At 41.6% G+C, this 18,397-nt stretch carries 14 protein-coding genes and 1 pseudogene; 6 read left to right on the top strand and 9 right to left on the bottom strand.

From position 1 onward, the window contains the following. Nucleotides 1–88: 88 nt before the first annotated feature. From AACX33_RS05005 to AACX33_RS04985, 5 genes and pseudogenes are all read right to left on the bottom strand, one after another. Nucleotides 89–3,085, bottom strand: coding sequence for a PAS domain-containing protein (locus tag AACX33_RS05005; RefSeq protein WP_194001620.1), 2,997 nt, complete (start codon nucleotides 3,083–3,085; stop codon nucleotides 89–91). A gap of 5 nt (nucleotides 3,086–3,090) precedes the next feature. Then, nucleotides 3,091–4,701 (bottom strand): annotated as a pseudogene (locus AACX33_RS05000) (ATP-binding protein); the annotation flags it as partial. Nucleotides 4,702–5,360: 659 nt separating this feature from the next. Next, nucleotides 5,361–5,903 carry a bifunctional pyr operon transcriptional regulator/uracil phosphoribosyltransferase PyrR gene (pyrR, locus tag AACX33_RS04995; protein ID WP_194001624.1) on the bottom strand — a complete coding sequence of 181 codons (543 nt, stop codon included), beginning with the start codon at nucleotides 5,901–5,903 and terminating at the stop codon, nucleotides 5,361–5,363. A gap of 70 nt (nucleotides 5,904–5,973) precedes the next feature. Beyond that, a complete protein-coding gene (gene cbiB, locus AACX33_RS04990; RefSeq protein WP_194001627.1) occupies nucleotides 5,974–6,954 on the bottom strand; it encodes an adenosylcobinamide-phosphate synthase CbiB in 981 nt (326 codons plus the stop codon). 124 nt (nucleotides 6,955–7,078) lie between these two features. Further along, nucleotides 7,079–7,522, bottom strand: coding sequence for an Rrf2 family transcriptional regulator (locus AACX33_RS04985; protein ID WP_194001629.1), 444 nt, complete (start codon nucleotides 7,520–7,522; stop codon nucleotides 7,079–7,081). A 393-nt stretch (nucleotides 7,523–7,915) separates the two neighbouring features. On the opposite strand from AACX33_RS04985, the gene AACX33_RS04980 reads away from it, so the two are divergent. Then, nucleotides 7,916–8,329, top strand: coding sequence for an AbrB family transcriptional regulator (locus AACX33_RS04980; RefSeq protein ID WP_194001631.1), 414 nt, complete (start codon nucleotides 7,916–7,918; stop codon nucleotides 8,327–8,329). A gap of 229 nt (nucleotides 8,330–8,558) precedes the next feature. Here AACX33_RS04980 and AACX33_RS04975 read toward each other — a convergent pair whose 3' ends face one another. Further along, entirely contained in the window at nucleotides 8,559–10,448 is a 1,890-nt protein-coding gene (locus AACX33_RS04975) for a chloride channel protein (RefSeq protein WP_194001633.1), read from the bottom strand. Nucleotides 10,449–11,163: 715 nt separating this feature from the next. Here AACX33_RS04975 and AACX33_RS04970 point away from each other — a divergent pair. After that, a complete protein-coding gene (locus AACX33_RS04970; protein ID WP_194001635.1) occupies nucleotides 11,164–11,535 on the top strand; it encodes a hypothetical protein in 372 nt (123 codons plus the stop codon). A gap of 24 nt (nucleotides 11,536–11,559) precedes the next feature. Here AACX33_RS04970 and AACX33_RS04965 read toward each other — a convergent pair whose 3' ends face one another. Next, the gene (locus tag AACX33_RS04965; protein WP_194001637.1) at nucleotides 11,560–13,200 is read right to left on the bottom strand and encodes an ArnT family glycosyltransferase; all 1,641 of its coding nucleotides are present in this window, start codon (nucleotides 13,198–13,200) and stop codon (nucleotides 11,560–11,562) included. 252 nt (nucleotides 13,201–13,452) lie between these two features. Between AACX33_RS04965 and AACX33_RS04960 the strand changes: the two genes are divergently transcribed. Next, nucleotides 13,453–15,054: a hypothetical protein gene (locus tag AACX33_RS04960; protein WP_194001639.1), complete on the top strand. Its 1,602-nt coding sequence runs from the start codon at nucleotides 13,453–13,455 to the stop codon at nucleotides 15,052–15,054. Here the strand turns inward: AACX33_RS04960 and AACX33_RS04955 are convergent. Together AACX33_RS04955 and AACX33_RS04950 are read right to left on the bottom strand one after the other, a co-directional pair. Continuing rightward, nucleotides 15,044–16,336 (bottom strand): recombinase family protein, encoded by a 1,293-nt coding sequence (locus tag AACX33_RS04955; protein ID WP_194001641.1) that lies wholly within the window; start codon nucleotides 16,334–16,336, stop codon nucleotides 15,044–15,046. The genes AACX33_RS04960 and AACX33_RS04955 overlap by 11 nt on opposite strands. 16 nt (nucleotides 16,337–16,352) lie before the next feature. Then, the gene (locus AACX33_RS04950) at nucleotides 16,353–16,712 is read right to left on the bottom strand and encodes a VOC family protein (protein ID WP_194001643.1); all 360 of its coding nucleotides are present in this window, start codon (nucleotides 16,710–16,712) and stop codon (nucleotides 16,353–16,355) included. Between the two features lie 359 nt (nucleotides 16,713–17,071). Between AACX33_RS04950 and AACX33_RS04945 the strand changes: the two genes are divergently transcribed. The 3 genes from AACX33_RS04945 to AACX33_RS04935 all read left to right on the top strand — a co-directional run bounded on the left by AACX33_RS04945 (nucleotide 17,072) and on the right by AACX33_RS04935 (nucleotide 18,247). Next, nucleotides 17,072–17,551, top strand: coding sequence for a DUF4383 domain-containing protein (locus AACX33_RS04945; RefSeq protein WP_194001645.1), 480 nt, complete (start codon nucleotides 17,072–17,074; stop codon nucleotides 17,549–17,551). A gap of 212 nt (nucleotides 17,552–17,763) precedes the next feature. Then, on the top strand, nucleotides 17,764–18,009 hold the full coding sequence (locus AACX33_RS04940; RefSeq protein ID WP_194001647.1) for a hypothetical protein: 246 nt from the start codon (nucleotides 17,764–17,766) through the stop codon (nucleotides 18,007–18,009). Beyond that, nucleotides 17,990–18,247, top strand: a complete 258-nt coding sequence (locus AACX33_RS04935; protein WP_194001649.1) for a hypothetical protein — start codon at nucleotides 17,990–17,992, stop codon at nucleotides 18,245–18,247. Before AACX33_RS04940 ends, AACX33_RS04935 begins: the two co-directional genes overlap by 20 nt. Nucleotides 18,248–18,397: the final 150 nt, after the last annotated feature.

The following is an 18,397-nucleotide window of genomic DNA, read 5'->3' as shown; positions in this document are numbered from 1 at the left end:
TTAAATGGCTACATCTTCTCATATATATCTATTAAGTTAGACAATGGCATTTCGCAGTCTTTGAGTAATCCCTCTGGAGGAAGAATAATTACAAGTGGCTATTAATCGGCAACGTGACCATAAATTTTGCGCCTTGTCCTGGGTGACTTTCTACTGTGATTATCCCATGATGTCGTTCGGCAATCTTGCGGCAGATAGCTAAACCCACACCAGTACCCTGATATTCCTGACGACCATGTAAACGTTGAAAGACGTTGAAAATGCGGTCAACATATTTTTGAGCAAAACCAATGCCATTATCTTCAACAGTGATTTGGCAAATTTCGGAAATTACAGAAACTTGATCTGATTGACAATGCAAAATTTGACTGTAGACTTTCACCACAGGCGGCGTTTGGGGTTGGTGAAATTTCAGGGCGTTACCGATGAGGTTTTGCAGTAATTGGCGCATCTGTAGGGGGTCAGCTTTCAGAGTGGGTAAATCACCGATTTCTACACGTCCATTGGTTTGCTGAATACTGACTTCTAAATCAGACAATACCTCTTGGGCGATTTGGGTCAAATTCACCGCTACAAAAGGCTGCGCCCTAGTGGTAACTCGTGAAAGTGTCAAGAGGTCTTTAATCAAAGTCTGCATCCTCAAGGCTGCATTCTGCATTCGTTCTAGATAATCGCGTCCTGGTGCGCTTAAGTCATTTTCGCAGGTAGTTTTGAGGCGATCGCCAAAAGTGATAATTTTCCGGAGTGGCTCTTGTAAATCATGGGAAGCAATAAAGGCAAATTCTTGCAATTCTTGGTTAGAACGGGCGAGTTCTTGGCGTTGACGAGTTTCTTTGTCGAGGATTAAACTTTGAGCGAGGGCGATACCTATTTGATCAGCGAGTTGTCGCAACAGTTCAATTTCCCATTCTGTCCATTCACGGGGGCGATCGCACTGATGAGCAATCAGCAGCCCCCAAAGTTGTTGTTCGCGGAAAACCGGAACAATAAGATTAGCTTTAACTCCAAATTGTTGCAGCCATTTCACATAGAGAGGTTGGAGTCCAGCCTGTTCTATATCAGTAATCGCACTAATCCGCCCCTGGCGATATTGCTCAATGTAACCTTCTCCCAAACAAGTATTGCCAATCATCTGTCCTAAAACAACAGGTACACCGCTGACTCCTGCTTCTTCCCGCACCTTGTAAGAACCATTGCTACGTACCTGCAAAATTAATACCCGGTCGGCGTGTAGTAGCTTTTGGAGTTCTGTAACACTGGTTTGGAGAATTTGATCGATTTGTAAAGACTGGCGAATTTTCAGAGTGATCTTGGCGAATAATTGCGACGCGGAAGCCGCCTCAAGGCTTCGCCAGTTTTGGCGTTGTAATTGCGCTTGTACCTCTTGGAGTTCGTCCAGAGCGGCGCGGCGTTTGCTAATGTCCATAATCCCGCCAATCATCCGCACTACATAACCATCTTCATCCCACACAGCCTTAGCACGAGTCAAAATCCACTTGTAAGAGCCATCCTTACACCGCACTTGAAACTCAATAATCAAAAATGGGGTTTTCTTGGCTTTGTGGTCAGCAATTGCTTGTTGCACCGCATGGTAATGTTCTGGACATATCCGGGAACACCATTCATGGGCATCAGAGGAAATTTCGTGGTCTTCGTAACCAAGCATTTCCTTCCAGCGCCGAGAAAAAAATACTTCATTAGTGATCAGGTTCCAGTCCCAAATGCCATCATTGCTACTCTGCACAGCTAATTGCCAACGTTCTTCACTCTTTTTCAGTGCATCCTCAAATCGTTGACGCTCAATCGCGGTCGCTAAAGTGTTGGCGATACCTTGGAGAAAATAAATATCATCTTTGGTAAAAGTACGCTCTCTGGTTGTGTGTGCGCCTAATACCCCAAAAGCAGATTCTTGGCCATGAATGACCACACTGATACCACTCACCACTTGATGGTCATTTAGCAGTGCGGGGCCATGAAATCGCGTTTCTTGCTGAAGGTTAGTCACAATCACTGGTTCATCAGAAAGCAAAGTATAACCAGCTTGAGACTTGATATCAGTGCTGACAGTTGCTTGTCCCACCAACCCCGATTGCCAACCTACTCCCGCCCTCAGTAGTAATGTCTCACCATCTGGTAACAGTTCCAAAATCTTGGCATATTCCACCTTTAAGTGTTGAGCAACAAGGGTGACACAGGAGTTCATCAATGTAGTCAAATCTATCCCCGCTAGAGCCTTTTGACTAAGTTCAGCGACAACCGCTTGTTGATTAGCACGCATCTCCAAGGCTGACTCTGCTTCCTTGCATTTGGTAATATCTCTATCTACCCCAGACATCCGCACAGCCACACCTGAAGCATCATGAAAAGCTGCTCCTTTGCTGGCTAACCAGCGAATCTTGCCATCGGGTAAAACCACACGAAATTGAATATCATAGTCTATCCCTTCCCGAATCGCTCGCTGATCCACGTATCTGACAAAATCCTGATCTTGAGGATGAATGCAATTAATAAAAGCGTCATAATTACCTGGAAAAGTGGCTGATTCCCAGCCATAGAGAAGTCGCAGGGTATCAGACCAAGTAATTTTGTTGGTCAACAGGTTCCAGTTCCAAATACCCATGTGGGCTGCCTCCAATGCCATCGCCATTTGTTGCTCTTGCAATTGTGCTAACTGAGTTTGCCTTCGTAATTCCTGCATGGCATGATCAGCTGCCAACAAACAGCGTAATCTGTGAAATAATACCGTCCATTGAATTGGCTTAGTCACCAAATCAGCTGCACCGACTGCAAAAGCTTGCTCCACAGATGCTTGATCGTCAAGAGCAGTCATGATTAACACAAGTGTGTTTTGAGCATTTGGAAGTGTTTGCAATTGAGCGCAGCAGGTAAATCCATCCATGACTGGCATCATGGCATCCAGTAAAACTATATCTGGCTGTAGATCAGTATAGATAGCAAGTGCTTCTATACCGTTACTTGCTTCTGCTAACTGATATCCCGCTTGTTTGAGCTGATGGCACAGTTCCATTCGGCTAAAGTCATCATCATCTACAACTAAAATCAGGGCAGAATCTTTCTTGATCATGCAGTTATGGCTGGTAAATATACCTGAAATTTCGTCCCTTTGCCGACCAAACTCGATACTTGAATAAATCCATGATGTTCTTCAACGATGCGGGTGACTGTTGATAATCCTAGTCCCGTACCTTGATCAATTTCCTTGGTTGTGAAAAATGGGTCAAAGATTTTGTCTAAAATTTTCTGATTCATGCCTAAACCAGTGTCAGTAACTGTCAGGACAATATAATCACCCACTTGAGCATCAACAGACATTCTGGCATAGGTTTGATCAATAAAAATGTTATCCGCCGATATTGACAAATTTCCACCTTTAGTCATAGCATCACGAGCGTTGAGACATAGATTCATCAATATCTGATGGAATTGCGTGCTGTTTCCCCAAATTGGCCATAAGTCTGCTGGAATTTCTGTGGAGAGGCTAATTGATTTCGGAAATGTTTGTTCTACAATTTGCTGCATTTCTAAAATCAAGTCTTTTACCTGAATCACCGTGTGTTGAACTGCCGCAGGTTGTAGGGGAATATCACCTTCCATACCTTGGACAAAAGACAGCACTTGTTTAACTAAATTAATACCATGTTTTGTGTTACTTTCTATGATAGATAAAATCTTCAGAGTTTCGCGATCGCCACATTTAGGTTGCAATAAATGTACTGACATTAAAATGGGTGACAACACATTATTTAAATCGTGAGCAATCCCACTAGCCAGAGTCCCAATTCTTTCCACACGTTGAGCGCGGAGAATTTTTTTTTCTAGTTCCTTTCGCTGCGTGATATCTGTGTCAACTATCAAAATAGTGTCATCGCCCAGCAAATTCCAGCGACTTTCAACTATGATGTTTACCCCAGATTTAGTATTTTTTTGCAGTTCTCCCTGCCAACAGCCATACTGTAAGACATCTTGATAAATTTCTGAGTCTTTTGGTAAAGCTTGTTTATCCAAAAGTTCCATAGCATTCTCACCAATGGCTTCTGCTGCTGACCAACCATAAATCGTTTCCGCGCTTTTGTTCCAAACTAAAATATTGTGAGATAAATCTCGCACAATTATTGCATCTGTAGCGATGTCTAGCAATGCCGTTTGTTCGCAGATTTGCACATCAGCTCGTTGACCTGCAAAGATGTCTATTGAGTTACGCCGGACTTCTAGTTGTGTAACTATCAAACGACTAATCGCTTCCAGTGCTTCCACCTGTTTTGCAGTGATTTGGCGTGGGATGCGATCTACTATGGATATAGTCCCAATAGCCTCACCTCCTGGTACTATCAGAGGTACGCCAGCATAAAATCTGGCATAAGGTTCGGAAGTAACTACTGCGTCTGTGGCATACTCCTCATCTGCTAAGGCATCAGGAATAATTAAAGTTTCCTTTTGCTGAACGCAACGTCTACAAAACCCGATGTTCATGGGTATTTGCGGAATATCCAACCCAATTTTGGCTTTGAACCATTGACGATTGGCATCCAGTAAATTAATTAAAGCTATTGGTGTATCACAAATTTGCGCGGCTAAGAACGCTAGATCATCGAATACTTGTTCTGGTGCAGAGTCGAGAATCTCATATTCATAGAGAGCCGCAATCCTTGCTGCTTCATGATTACACACTGAAGAGTTCATTAAATTTTTCCTACTAATACTAAATTACAACTTGCCTTCGTATTAATCGTTATTTTGTCAAGTTATAAAGTAGGGAAGACATCGGGTAAATGATGATAAAGTGCTGCCTGTGAGCAGTTTGTTTTCAAGTGCCATATAATTTACAACACATCTGCTAATTGGTACTCCAAATCAGTTAAGTCTTCACTGCGCTTGATTTGGCTCAAATTATGAGCGAAATTATCTCAAAAGTGTGAGTAAATAACTTTATTCTAATTATAGTAGTATGCCTGAAGGTGGATGGCATCAAAATTGAGCAATTTAAGTTATTTTACTGAATTAAGTGAACGAATATGCAATGTTTGATACTTTAGTATTTGAAGTTTTCACCAGCCTTGAACTTTTGTCAAAGTCTCCCCTCTCCTTTTCCCTTGGCGTGTACACACAAGTGATCGAATTTAGCCAAGCTCTTACAGAATCGCCCCCTAGCCCCCAATTATGGGGGAACAAGAATTTTCAAAGTCCCCCAGACTTGGGGGATTTAGGGGGCAAAATAGACGTAAACGCAGACACATAGGACTTGTGTGTACACGGTAGCCACCAGCGAGAAGAGGGAGACGCTATGGGAAGTTAAGAAGAGGGTTTGGGGTGAGGTACTGTATTTGATTAAATCCCCATTCCTAGTTATTTACCCCGATCAACTCAACTGCATCTCTGTCATCCCAATCTTGTAAGTAAACTTTGACAATTTCTTCTTTAGCGGTAGGTAGTCGCTTACCAATGAAATCTGGGTGAATTGGAACTTCTCGATGACCTCTATCTACTAAGACGGCTAAACGAATCACTTCTGGTCTACCATACTCAGTAACAGCATTCAAAGCAGCGCGAATCGTCCGACCTTTGAAAATTACGTCATCTACCAGGACAACTGTCTTCCCTGTGAGGTCAAAAGGGATGTTGGTTTTCGCAGGAGTCCTTAAGCCAATTTTGTCAAGATCATCTCGATAGAATGTAATATCTAATGCTCCTACTGCCACGTTGACACCTTCGAGTGTCTCAATTTGACGTGCCAATAATTCTGCTAATAGCGCTCCTCTCGTATAAATACCGAGGAGTACCAGTTGGGATAAATCACGGGACTTTTCCACAATCTGAGAGGCTAGGCGAGTTAAGGTCCGACGGAGGTCTTCTGAGGAAAGAATTTCAACTACTTTGGCAGACATAGTTTAGATGGGGGAATGAGTAGAGAGGCCATGAATCGCTTCTGTACAAGGGGACGCAATGCCCAATGCTCTATTTTATGATTACCTGTTTATCGAAGATGAATAATAAAGCGATCGCTATGCCTAACCATAATAAAAAAGAATATCGAGTCAATAATAAGGCAGTTTCAATGGAAGTTGGGGTAATAGGATGAATTGCATCTCCTAGTAGTGGTTTTGGTTTAGGTACTCCGCCATACCAATTTGTGCCTCCCATTTGCACACCCAAAATCGCAGCATAAGCACACTCACTCCAGCCAGAATTGGGACTGGGGTCTTTGACTGCATCTCGGCAACACATTCGCCAAACATAGCGGGGTTTACCTGATAACAGTGCCAAAGTAATCACCGTGAAGCGACAAGGTAGCCAAGTTAAATAGTCTTCAAACCTAGCACTAAACCACCCTAAATAAGTATAGGGCGCGTGCAGATAACCCACCATTGAATCAAGGGTACTACTAGCTTTGTATGCTAAAGCCAGAGGAATTAAACCCACACCCGGCACACAAGCACCCACAATGGCATAAAAAAGTGGAGCCATAACGCCATCAGTAGCATTTTCGGTAACAGTTTCTAACACAGCTCGCAAAATTTCGGCTTCTGAGAGCTTTTGGGTATCTCTACCGACATAATTACTTAAAATATTCTGAGCTGACGGTAAATCTCCTGCGGTTAATGGTTTTAAAACAGCTGACGCAGCTGTTCGCAGACTTTTCAAAGCAAAACAACTAGCTAAAAGAATGCTTTCTAAGAGGATTCCCCCCAATGGATGCAGCCCTTTGGCAGTTTGAATTAATAACCAACCTAGACAGCCGCTACCAAATATTAAGGTGATGCCTAAAACAATTCCCGCTATGCGTTGTGTTAGAGGATGATGGCAGACTTGAATAAAGAATTTAGTCAAGCGAGAAATTACCCATCCCATAACTTGCACCGGATGAGGCCAACCCCAAGGATCACCAATGAAGTAATCTAACAGTGCCGCCAGGATTAAAACCACAGATGATGTCATTTGTCTTGTATGTGAAAGCGTATGACTAATGACTAATAGTTCCTTAATGCTACAAGCCCCCAGATTTATTTCTGGAGTCAATCCAAAATCCAAAATCTAAAATCCAAAATTGTCTGACCAATGACTAAACCACAAAACTCGCTTCTTCTCCCAGAGAAGCTTGCCAACTACGAGCATCGTAATAGAGATCAGCCAGAGTAATACTGTACAAAGCTTCTTTGAGCTTTTGGTTGAGTCTTTGCCAGAGAGTGAATGTCACCCAATCTTCAGTTTGCGCCGGCGTTGGGGTGTGATGGGGTAAACGAGTCATATTTTCGCCGACGGCCTCTAAAATTTGACCTATAGAAATTTGTACAGGCTTTAATGCTAGTTGGTATCCGCCAATGCTACCCCGAATTGATTTGACTAATCCAGCCCGACGCATTTCTATGAGCAACTTTTCCAGGTAAGGGGCTGGGATATCTTGACGAAGTGCGATCGCTCTCACTGATGCTGGGCCATAACTCGGCTGTAAACTTAAATCTAGCAATGCCTTGACACTGTAATGTCCTCTGGTAGTTAGTTTCATGCTGGCAAGTTTTGTTTATTTATCAGTTGTCAGTTGTTTTGTTTTGACCACTGACCAGGGAATAATTACTAATGGTAATGATTAAAGGATCAGTTTTGCTGATCATCTTGTTTTCTCATTATCAAGCTTACCAAGTATACAAGTTTTGCGCGGGGCTTTAGGAAACTTAAACAAATATAGTCTAGCAGTGATCACAAACTAGATATAGTTATGAGCATTCTAGAAAATAGATTGTCTTGACAATATTGATAATTGTGTAACAATTTCACCTATGAGTGTAATATACTTGGCAAAGCTGAGATAAAAACTAAAGGATTTTGTTCTTACTAGTTCAATCTCAGCCAAAATAAAATCGATTCAACTACTTCAACCATTCATTTCTCATCTAAGTTGATGCCTAAATTGAAAAAAATAGAACCCCTACTGGGTGAAGAACTGCTCAAAAAAGTTAAAGAGCTAGAGAGCCTTAGCAAAGAAGATAAAGCCAAGCAGTGCGGCTACTATACCATTACCAAAAATGGTATCGAGCGTGTGAATATGATGAAATTTTTGAATGCCCTGATTGATGCTGAAGGCATTCAGTTAGACAGTTCACCCAGTGCCAATGGACGTGGTGGGCGCAGTGCTAGCTATAGAATTAGCGTGCAATCAAACGGTAATTTATTGATAGGTTCAGCTTATACAAAACAGATGAATCTCAACCCAGGAGATGAGTTTATCATCACCTTGGGGAAAAAACATATTCGTCTCAGACAGGTAGACGCAGATGAGAAGGAAGGTCTGGAAGCTATAGAAGCTACAGCTTAATAAGTTGTCAGTTGTCAGTTGTCAGTTGTTAATTTTTCCACTGGCTACTGACCATTGGCTAATGATTTACCATGAGCGGTAGCCATCAAGCCCTGACAGCCATAGCTGCGCTTACCGCGTCGCGTCTCTCTCCCAGAAAAAGGCTAATGGCTAATGACCAATAGTTGCCTTAATGGTACAAGCTCCCAAATTTATCTGTGGAATCAATCCCAAATCTAAAATCTAAAATCTAAAATTGTTTGACTGTTGCTGCTAAATATTGCTGAACTGCCTTGTGCGTTACTGTCAAGCTGCATATTAATGTCACTTGCTCGCGTTCTAGTAAGCCTAAAATGTACTCAGAATTATCTCGTGCTACCACAGGTAACTGGTGCAAACCTCGAAGGGACATCCGATCTAAAGCTTCAGACAAAAGTTCATCCCGCCAAGCATAGATAATTTCAGTGGTACAAATATCAATCAGAGTTTGATTCGCGAAATTACTGGGAATTTCATTGGTAGAAGACGAGTAATTTTGCGGTAGACGAAGAACACGATTAATGTCTTCTAGAGATAGGATACCAACTAATTGGTCTGCTTGATCAATTACTAAAGCACTCCGACAGCGATCGCGAATCATTTCAAGAGCTGCCTCTAACACTCCCAAAGTTGCAGGTAACTTTTTCGGGTAAATTACCATAGCATCTTCTACCAAAATTTGCTGGACAATTTCCGCCTGCTCGTCTTTCAACTCAGAAAGACCAATTTGTTGGAGATTAGAATTAGAGTTTAAATTTGGCTTAAACTGTTCTATGACCCACACACTTAAACCGACTGCTGCCATTAAAGGTAAAACAATGCGGTAGTCACGGGTTAATTCAAATAACATCAAAATAGCTGTTAATGGCGCTCTGACACTCGCCGCCAAAACTGCTGCCATCCCCACCATTGCATAGGCTGGAGGAGCCGCCATCACCTCACCAACTGCCGGAAATAGCAGAGTGACTATTTTAGCGTAAGCAGATCCAAAAGAAGCACCCAGAAACATCGCTGGTGCAAATAAACCACCCACGAAGCCACTACTCGTACTGATTGCCGTCATTAATAATTTAAGTACTAACAATACAACCAATAGATGCGGAGAAAACTCGACATCCTGAAGCATGGCTTCCACAGTTTCATAACCGATGCCTAAAATTTGGGGAAATTGTAAAGCGACTGTGCCGAGGATGAGGCCGCCAATCAAGGGATGTATCGGTTTAGGGATGCGTCCTAACAAGCCAAAACCTGGAATTAACCCAGCAAAGGCGGCTTTTGCTAAACGAACAGTTCCTGTATAAGTCAAAGAAACTAAACTGGCTCCTAAACCTAACCCCAGATAAAGCGGTAATTCCAAAAGACTGCGGACTTGATAAACAGGTAAGTCAAAAGCAGGTTGTGCGCCCAAGCCAATTTGAGCAATTAATGCTGCTACGACTGCGGCTAGCAGGACTACACTGACAGCAGAAGTGGCAAAAGATGTTGCTCCCATCACCACTTCTAAAGCAAAAAATACTCCAGCGATGGGCGCGTTAAATCCAGCTGCTAATCCAGCCGCCGCACCAGCACCTAAAAGTAACCGTTGTCGCTCTTGAGACACTTTGAGAATCACAGACAACAGCATCCCAAAATTTGCCCCAATTTCTACACTTGGCCCTTCAGTCCCCAAGGAAGCACCACTTCCCAAGGAAACAGATGCAGCTAACATTTTCGTGACTGGCCGTAATTGTTGCTTGAGTTCTGTTCCCTGAGAGGCAGCAATCATTGATGAAAGTCCGGGGCCAAAGTCTTGAGCATACCAACGCATCAATCCCACAATTAACCCACCCAAAATGGGAACACAGGCAAAAGTCCAGTTACCCCAGACACTAATTGCACCCATGAATTTTGCTCGCATCAGGTGATGAATCAGCTCAATTAAGTAGTGAAATGTGACTACGCCCATACCTGTACCACCGCCAATGAGCAGGGCTAAAAATAGTACAACAGTTTCTGGAGATAGTTGAAAACGGTTAATCAGTTGTGTTAAACGAGTAGAAGGGTTAGGAAATATAGGTTGTTCCGTTACCTTCCTCAGTTCGCTGGGAGGCAAGAGAGTCATTGAGAGGTGGGGTAAATGTCAAACAATTTTAGATTTTGGATTTGGGATTAATTCCACAGATAAATCTGGAGGCTTGTACCATTAAGGAACTATCGGTCAGAAAAAACTTAAATTTGGCGCTGCTACTTCTTATTGTCAGCCATTCTTGATCAAGCAGACAAGTTAAGTATAATTTGAGGGATTTACAAAGGTTCAGTCAAAAAACATTCGGCTTGTTAAAATTTTTATCATGAGAATGGTTAAATAAGAGAGAATTAATTATCGATGGTCAAACAATTGGGGATTTTAGATTGACTGTATTCCCTTGTGGATACACCTGGGGGATTTTAGATTGATGAACAGGTATAGCCGAGGGGCTTGAACCAAAAAAACAATTCCAAAATCCAAAATCCAAAATCTAAAATCTAAAATTGGCACGGTCAACGATCGCTAGTGGGGTGCGAGTCAGGGCTGACTTATTCTCTGTAGAGAACATAAATATAGGATCTGTGAGCTGCATGGATGTACCATCGGCGAACCGGAAACAACAGCCATCTTCACCTAAATCTAGCTATACTCGTGTTGCGACCATTGAGTCATGCTTCGTAGAAATACAATTACACAGATTGATTTGTGCCTGATGTCAGATCACACTGTGAGGTCTACTAAGTATTTTCCCCAAATGCAATATAGCTATTGTTATAGAGCGAGTAAATGGACTAAGCGGACGAGGTAGATGAATATACACACCTTTGATAATGATTATGTTGCTTGCCCAATTTGTCAAAGAAATGCCAAACAAAGACTGGCCGACTCACACATTGGCTTGTTTAGCTGTCCGTATTGTCAGCAGAGGCTAGTAGTCTGTCGCAGTGGCCACTATGTCCGCGATCCGTTTATGCTTAAACAAATTATGCTTTGTTCGGCTCTCCGTCGTCAAAGTAGTCCTTTAGCTAGAATTATACGAGATTTTATTCTAATCAAGCGTCCTGTATTAAGCTTGGCTGTGGGTCTGGCTATTTTCTTCAGTATGATCACTATGACGCAGCAAAATACAAAATATGATCAGCCATTGCCTACCATAGAGAAAATTCCAGAAGGGGAATAATGGTAGGGCAAAAATCAATTTCCTTTACAATCGACTGGGTTCTTTGGTGATTAATATCCAATCTCCAGCTTGATCAATCTGCTTGATTGATTGAAGTTGGAGTTCTTTGATCACATCTGCATTGATTAAGAAGTATGGTTGTCCAGTGTAGTGCCAATGATATTGCAGTTCGCTGACAGAAGCGGGAATAATGGTGCGATAGCGTAGCTTTCCGGAGGAAGCGCTATAAAAATCTAATGAGCTTCTATGGTAAGCAAAAGATGTATAAATTTTCTTGACTTGTGGGTCTGCTTGCATGATCATCGCAGCCACTGGTTTGACTGGATAAGCCTCTTTTAATTCCCAAACCCAGTAGTTTGATCTCATTAATAGCAACAGAGAAATATAACTTCCCCAAAGTAAAATCTTCAAGAATTGCCCATTACCTCGTTCTGCTAAAATAGCGGCTAAAGTCATAGTCAAAGCTACAGCCGCAAAAATCAGCTGTAAGTCGGTTTTCTGTATTGTCCCACTACTGAAGTAAATGCTACCAGCAGAAGCTACTACAGCCAGTATTGACAAACCACCTACCCAAATACGGGGATAGGATGAGGTGATGGGCAGATGTTCTATTTCTGCTAACTGAGCGCCAAAAGCTAAGGCTAAACTAGGGTAAATTGGGAACAAGTACCAAGGTAGTTTGATACTCATGAAGGAGATAATTAGTAAATAGACGAGACTCCATACCAGCAAGAGTTTCGCCCAGCTAAGGTTGCGATTTTCCCAAATTAAGCGTACAGTTTGGGGTAAAAAAATCAACCAAGGCCATGTCCATGTGAGAATTTCCATGACATAGTACCAAGGTGGTGCAGAATTTCTCTCAATGGCTGTGCCGATTTTGCTTAAGGATTGATTGACAAGGCCAACTTGAGCAAAGCTGTCACCGTAGTGCAGCAGTTGGGCGCTATACCAAGCAGCTACAGGTAAAATGCCAATGAAGATGCCTATCCAGAAATAGTAACTGGTGAGCAATCTGGGTGTATCCCAAAACAAAAAGACAATGGCGATCGCACCTAATAATATACCTAATAGCCCCTGAGTTAAACAAATCAACCCCAAGCCAATGCCAATACCGAGACAGTAACGTAAATCCCGGCGCGATCGCAACACGCACAACATCATGATCATTAAAAAGCTCACCACTGCGCCATCTAAAATCGCTAATCTGCCATGACGCACCACCGGTAGCATTGTCAGATAAATCAAAGCACTATAAATAGCTGCCCAACGTTGACGAAATATCTCTCGACCAATAGAATACAGCAATGGTACGGAAATTGCAGTCAACATTGAGCTAGGTAAGCGGCTTGTCCATTCATTCACGCCTCCCAAAGAATAAGCCCCAGCAATCAGCCAATGGATTAAAGGTGGTTTGTGATGATACGGTTCACCGCCGAGGGTGGGGTAAAGCCATCGCATGGAACCTGCGGGAGCATTCCAAATTTCCCTAGCAACCTGCGCCACAGTACCTTCATCCCCATCTCGCAGAGGTACTCCCCCCAGATTGATACTAAACAGTAAGACTGCGGCGAACAGTAATACCATTAGCCATAACCAATCAATCCATTTATTCACCGGGCGATGCTGTTGTTCTAGATAGCCCCAAATAAAACTTCCTTCTGGCATATTCTCTGATCATCATTTTACTTGCTGGTTTGGTTACATAGAGACCAAAGTGCATCTCTGATGTTGTCAACCAGTAACAATATGTGTTTTGAACAGTTGCTAAGTTCCAACGTTAACTCAATTTTCTCTGGACAACGATAAATTTTTGGCAAAATTTCCCTAATTTTGTTCAAGTTATTTAACAATAATTAGTTAGTAAAAATGATACAAATAGTACCAATATAAATATGCTACCTGTTGAGGAACGCGCCAATGAGTTTACCTTTTATTTTAGATATAACAATTGGTTTAATTTTTATCTACTTAATTTTCAGCTTGTTAGCTTCCGAGATTCAGGAAATGATTACAACCATTTTACAATGGCGTGCAGTTCACCTCAAAAAATCCATTGAAATTCTGGTTGCAGGTGATGCAACAAATTCCGACAATCATAGTGTGATCAGCTTTGTCAATGACTTGTACAACCATCCTTTGATTAAAAGTGTCAACCAAGAATCAAAAGGATTTTTAACGAATTTACCTCGCCAGTTGGTTTGGTTCTTATCATCTCTTCCTGTAAAATTTTCCCTATCTGGAGAAAAAAGAACTAAAAGTATTTTTGGATATACTCAAGATAAAACAGCGGATAACAAAGATGACAAGAGCCAGTCAAATAATATAAAACACAGTGCGCCATCTTATATTCCGGCGGAGACTTTTGCTACAGCCTTCATGGAAACATTAGGCATACCAGTACTGGTTCATAAATTAACTGAATCAAGACTGATGAACTTTAAAGATGAGCAGTTACATGAAATTCAAGATATCTTATTGAAGTTTCATAACCAGGTAAATAATATAGATGACGAAGTAAGTAAATTTTCTGTGAATATCTACGATGAATTCACAGAAATAGTAGAGAATAATTTTGCCAAAATCATTGCAGATTTTCAAAACAAGAAAGCTGATTTACTGACAAGTATGAATCGCATGACACAAATTTTAGATAGATTCATCGCGCTTTTTCAAGAAAATATGCCCAATGAGTTTTTTGCTGGCAAAGCTTTACAAAAACTGATGTTTCTCAGACAAGATATGTTTAGCAACATTGAACAAACTATCTTACTAAAAGGTTTGCGACCTCATATTAATGAAGTCGTTGAGTTAATCAATATAGGTAGTGATATTCATCAAGGATTAGTCAAGGAATTTTCTGATCAAAATACTGAAGCCTATAAAACATTTCAATATTTCCGGGAAAAACTGCAAGTATTCACCAAAAAATTACCCCCATCTGTAATCAACAATATGGCTACCTTAGCCAAGCGGGCTGAAACAAAAGCGACAACGACAGAGGAAGGAATTTATATATTACAACAGGAGCTAGAGCAGACCTTTGACAAATCAATGGCGCGAGCTGCTGGGGTCTATAAACGAAATGCTAAAGGTGTGGCGCTGTTAATTGGCTTTAGCATTGCAGTGCTGGCTAATGCTGATGCATTTCATATCGTGAGCCGATTATCAAAAGATGCTTCTGTCCGGATTGCCATTATTAATAATGTTGGACAAATTGTGCAGAATAAGAATATTGATTCGTCGGAAAATTTAGCTAATCTTAAAAAACAAACTGAACAAGTTTTAGCAGATATTGCCTTACCAATTGGTTGGACTGCGATTAATTTAGAACAGCAAATTGATTGGCATCCAACTAAGTTATATGATTTTTCTATCTGGAAATTTTTAACGATGATTTTCGGTTGGTTTGTCAGTGGTGTGGCGATTTCGATGGGTGCGCCTTTTTGGTTTGATTTACTGGGTAAAGTTGTGAATGTGCGGAATACAGGAAAAGCACCGACATCTGCGCCTAAAAAATAAAAATTATCCGTAACTCCCAGGCTTTTTCTTGGCGAATGATTTCAATTTGTTTGATAAATTCTCGCAAGTAAAATCTTCTTTCGGCTTCTGATAAGTCGAACCAAAATTGGGGAATGGACACAGCTTGAGCGACAGAACGCAAGTTGACTGGGGGAAGTGTCGCTAGTTTGGCTTGGAGTTGAGAAATTTCTGTGCGGAGTTTGTAAGCCCTTAATTTAGCGGTTTCATCGTCCAAAATCCCGGTTTCGACTAAAGCGGGTAATTGCTGGAGGATTTCTTGCTGACGTGCGATCGCTTGCCCTAAACTGTTCTTAATGGTATCCAACTGCGGAAAATCCATTCCGGCTACAGCCAGGGGTAAGTCACGGCAAATAATTTGAATTGTCTGTTCTAATACATCCTGGTAGGGAATCGCCCGACATTTGGGATGTTGAGTACAGCTAATTGGACGTAAATAAAGATACTCTTTATCTTGGTAGGGCTGGCTGACACGGGTAACTGTTGTATGTGACTGACACTGACTACAAATCACCAACCCAGCTAAAGAACGTGGTGCGCTCGCAGTTCGAGATGGTAAACGACTGTTACGCCGTAAAATTCGGTCAATTTGAGCCGCTTCTTCTCTGGATATGATGGGGATATGGGTATCAGAGATAATTTGATTATGGTGATAAGCTGTATCACCGCGATAAACGGGATTAGTCAGCCAGCGTCTTCCGGTAGTCACAGAAATTTTCTTCCCATATTTTTTCGCCAAGTAACGCACTGCGCCGCGCAGGGAAGCATAAAGTAAGAAGTGTTCAAAAAAATCTTTAACTACTGGTGAGGTACTGCGATCAATAGTATATTTTTCCTGACTACGACGATAGCCATAGGGAGCTTTACCAGGAGGCGGTGAGGCTTGCAGACGGTTGTAGGCGTGTGCTTGGCGGATACTGCGGCTATGCTGCTGACGTTGGATTTCCTGGAGTAATTTCCACAAATCAGAACCAAGAAGAGAATTTTCTGAAGTGTAGGGTTGTTCGGTGGCTATGATGATTATCCCCATTGCTTCGAGTTCATGCAAGCGATCGCTCACTTGGTCTAAACTCTCTCCCAATTCTTCCAAACGATGGATAAGCAGATAATCTGCTGGTTCAGTTTTACAGTCCGTGATTAATTTCTGTAACTGCGTTCTGTTACCCAAATCTTGATAAACTCGATCCACCTCCCATCCCCAATCATTGACATCAGCAGAAGGTTCTAGTAAAGGATTACTGTAAGCATAAGCAATAATTTTCATAACCCCACTCCCCACATCACTGCTGACTGAGTTCGATAATATTCCCATCTGGGTCTTGAGTGAAGAGAGCGGCGCGACCAGAAGCACTCACTTGAATGGGATAATTTTGATTGAGTAACTCTTGTTTAGCAACATCCAAATCAGCCACAGAAAAAGCAATGTGAGGATTGCGTCCCCATTTTTCCTGCGGGTTATCTGTGGGGACAGTAGTTGCAACTATCAGGTGGAGTTGATAGTTACCCACTTGATACCATGCACCGGGGTATTTGAGGGTACGATCTATTTTAGATAATCCCAACACCTGACCATAAAAATTTTCGGATTTTGCTAAGTCAGTCACGAGAATGGCTGTATGGAGAGACTGGTTAATCTGCATTGTGTATCTGCTCAACATAAAATCCACAGGATATATAGCAATCCTATCTGATTTGCTTGACACCGCGAGGCTCAGATCCCCCACATATTGAAGATGTCGGGGATCTATTTATCACATTTACCCTATGATATTTCGGAAATTAAAAAACATCTCCTAAACTCAGCCATTGGAAATTCTTAATCCTGACTTGCGATAGAGTTAAACACCCAAAATTGCAGTTGAATGGAAAGTGTTATCTCTCACCAATCAACTGACTAGAGATAACCCGTTTTTATTTGTTTAATAAATTAGTTGCAGCCACATTTCAGCTAGCAGCTAGGATTTCATCAAGATTTAACATCCCAGAGGTCAAAAAGAAGATGGAAAACGTCAACTTGGCGAAAATGACAGAGCGTTACTGCGCTTTGAGCATCGGTGTAATTTATTTGCTTTTAGGTTTAGCTGGATTTGTCCCTGCTTTAGTTTCATTACCAGGGACAAGCGCATCTTATATCCCGGCGGATGTAGCTCCTAACGCCTATGCTGCGGGATTTGGTTTGATATTTGGGGTAATTCCCACTAATTTCTTGCATAACCTTGTACGTTGCGCTGTGGGATTTTGGGGAATTGCTTCCTACAACAATGCTAACAGCGCTCGCATATTCAATCGTGTTTTTGCTATTACTTATGCGGTACTAGCGATTATGGGATTTTTACCCTTTGCTAAGTCATTTTTCGGCTTAATGCCTATTTTTGGAATTAATGTTTGGCTGAATGCCATAGCTGCGATTGCGGCTGGCTATTATGGTATTGTCATCCCTGCAAAAATTATGGGTGTTAATGTATCCCAAAACGTCTAATTGAAGGCTCCAGAATAGTAATAGCGCTTTTGGAGCATTTTTCTGGTTAATAATGGGAAAAATTGAGGTGAGCGATTAATCTCTTGGCAAATCTTTCCGCAAATGCGCTGAGATTTTTGTGTTCCAATTTATAAATCCAGCATAAATACGGTTACGCTAATTTGTACTTCTAAGCAAAACTGCAATTATCGAGTTTAATTAGGGTGCATTTAATGAACAACCCTGCAAATACCGTTATCCGAGTTAATTGGAACAGAGCCAAAGAAGTTGCACTGGAGTGGGAGCGAGCCTCACTGACTGATATCAATGCTTATTGTTTAGAGATTTTGCAAGAGATCGGATGTTCCAATACTGAACTTCCAGTCAACTTACTAACTCGTGAACAGCAGCTAAATTTTATCGCCGGCTTTGCATCTTTTGCTTTTGGGGAGGTACAAAATGTCCAACGCGTTAATTGAAAATAGCTGGGATGAATTAGAATGGGCGGAAGAAACTGCTTTTCCGGCTACAGATGATCAATTGCTGATTTTAACCCAAAAACTTTCAGAATTGGAAATTCCCATCAAGGTTTTCTTGCAAGCAGTATCTATAGCTGCTTATGACTGTGTATCAGCTTTTCGCTACGCCGATAAATATTTGACTCTTTTCCAGAATCAGTACAAACGTAAAAATTTCAGTGATTTTGAAAACAATTAATTAACTTGCTTTCACTAGCATAGCCTGGCCCTTCTACCCTAACCGTGAGAAGGGCTTGTTTTTTAGCAACTATGACTAATTGAAACCACAGATAGAAGAAAATACTGACAATATTCAGTAATGTGAGGCTAGTGACTCGAATATCAGGAA

The sequence above is a fragment of the Nodularia sp. LEGE 04288 genome (genome assembly GCF_963896525.1).
Lineage (GTDB): Bacteria > Cyanobacteriota > Cyanobacteriia > Cyanobacteriales > Nostocaceae > Nodularia.
The sequence above is the reverse complement of the archived record's forward strand: the minus strand, read 5'-3'. Positions and strand labels throughout refer to the sequence as shown.